This is a genomic window from Frankia sp. KB5 (assembly GCF_002099325.1).
Lineage (GTDB): Bacteria > Actinomycetota > Actinomycetes > Frankiales > Frankiaceae > Frankia > Frankia casuarinae.
In genome coordinates this window covers 1-1,439 of the sequence record NZ_MRUJ01000396.1, presented here as the reverse complement: position 1 = coordinate 1,439, position 1,439 = coordinate 1, and the positions used below count along the sequence as shown (strand labels likewise).

The window sequence follows — 1,439 nt, the reverse complement described above, 5'->3', positions numbered from 1 at the left end:
CGATCAGAAGTCATCCCTCGACCGAGATCACGACAGGGACGGAACACAGGCTAGTTCACAAAGAATCTTGTCCTAAAAATCTTGACAAGTTCCGCGTCGAGCACCGGTGGGCTTCCGCATGTTTCCGATGTCAACCTTCGAGATAGCCGACGTGTCGCCCCATAAAGGTGGCCTTCTGTAYGGGACGAGGAAGATCTGATCGTCAACATCCCGTCACAGAGGGCCACCGCATGCTGACACCCAGGTGGAACACGATGATCAGACGGCGTGGGCGAACTCGGTGAAGGCAGTTGATAACTGCGGCAACGGGTCGGCATCGGTCCCGAGTTCGTGGTGGCCACGGCAGATGCTCTGGACGGGGGCGTGCCCGGCTCCGACGGTTGGACGGAGCGGAGGCGTTTCAGCCCGCGTCCTCTCACCGATGCCCTCCGGACAACCCGATCCGGCTGTACCAGTCACCGTCGGTCGGCTCCGATCAGCTCGCATTCCGATTTTTTCAGTACTCCAGGCCACCCCCACCAGCTGGCGCTGCCGCGGTTTCCTTTTCCTCTGGCTTTTCGGCAACGACGGCCTCGGTGGTGAGGAACAGCCCGGCGATGGATGCGGCATTCTGCAGGGCGGAGCGGGTGACCTTGGTCGGGTCGATGATCCCGGCCTCGAGCATGTTGACGTGCTCGCCGGTGGCGGCGTCCAGCCCCCACCCCGGTTGCAGGTTGCGGACCTTCTCGACCACGACGCCGCCTTCCAGGCCGGCATTGACCGCGATCTGCCGGAGCGGCTCGGTCAACGCGCGGCGCACCATCTCGGCCCCGGTCCGCTCGTCCTCAGCCACCTCCAGCCCGTCGAAGACAGCCCCCGAGGCCAGCAGCAGAGCCACCCCACCGCCGGGGACGATGCCCTCCTCAACGGCGGCCTTCGCGTTGCGGACCGCGTCCTCGATGCGGTGCTTACGCTCCTTGAGCTCGACCTCGGTGGCCGCGCCGGCTTTGATGACGGCCACGCCACCGGCGAGCCTGGCCAGCCGCTCCTGCAGCTTCTCGCGATCGTAGTCGGAGTCCGACTTCTCGATCTCGCTACGGATCTGGCTGACCCGACCGGCGATCCGGCCCGGGTCGCCGGCGCCCTCGATAATGGTCGTGTCATCCTTGGTAACGACAACCTTGCGGGCCCGGCCAAGCAGGTCGAGGTCGGCGTTCTCCAGCCTGAGACCAACCTCCTCACTGATCACCTGACTGCCCGTCAGAACGGCGATATCGCCGAGCATGGCCTTGCGCCGCTCGCCGAAACCCGGCGCCTTCACGGCCACGGACCGGAACGTACCGCGGATCTTGTTGACGACCAGGGTCGCCAGGGCCTCCCCCTCAACGTTCTCGGCGATGACCAGCAGCGGCCTGCCGGCCTGCATGACCTTCTCCAACAGCGGGAGCAGGTCCTTGACC

Annotated in this window: 1 protein-coding gene; it reads right to left on the bottom strand. The window is 65.3% G+C overall.

What is annotated here, in order from left to right; genetic code table 11:
• Positions 1-496: 496 nt before the first annotated feature.
• Positions 497-1,439, bottom strand: a 943-nt coding sequence (groEL, locus tag KBI5_RS24740; protein ID WP_116290020.1) for a chaperonin GroEL, incomplete at its 5' end; no start/stop codon positions are given.